The organism is Aureitalea sp. L0-47 (assembly GCF_026126405.1).
Classification (GTDB): domain Bacteria; phylum Bacteroidota; class Bacteroidia; order Flavobacteriales; family Flavobacteriaceae; genus Pukyongia.
This window is the reverse complement of record NZ_JAFMTQ010000057.1, coordinates 1-407: the sequence shown is the minus strand read 5'-3', so window position 1 is coordinate 407 and position 407 is coordinate 1. Positions and strand designations below refer to the sequence as shown.

At 47.2% G+C, this 407-nt stretch carries 1 protein-coding gene; it reads right to left on the bottom strand.

Features of this window, described 5'->3' with window-relative positions:
* A partial coding sequence (locus J1N09_RS15445) for an Ig-like domain-containing protein (RefSeq protein ID WP_265201181.1) occupies positions 1 to 407 on the bottom strand: 407 nt, incomplete at both ends.

Sequence of the window (407 nt, the reverse complement as noted above, 5' to 3'; positions counted from 1 at the left end):
ATATCGTTGTTCGGATCGGCTACCGTGAGGTAAACCGTTGCCTGATCAGTTGCAACTGGAGCTCCATTGTCGAAGATCTCGTATACGAACTGATCTGTTCCGAAGAAACCAGCATTTGGCGTATATGTGAAACTACCGTCAGGGTTAATGGTAAGGGTACCATTGGACGGACCACTCACCGGAGTTACATTCGTATCTACCGTTTGTGTATCCCCTTCAGGATCGTTGTCGTTGTCCAGTACATTTCCGGTAATCGGATTGTCGATAAAGCCGTTATAAGCATCATCATTGGCTACCGTGATGTTTCCACTATTCGGGATCACCTGTATGGTTACCGTGGCCGTATCACAAAGGGCCGGGGTTCCATCATCACAAATGGTGTATTCGAAGGTGTCTTCACCTTCAAA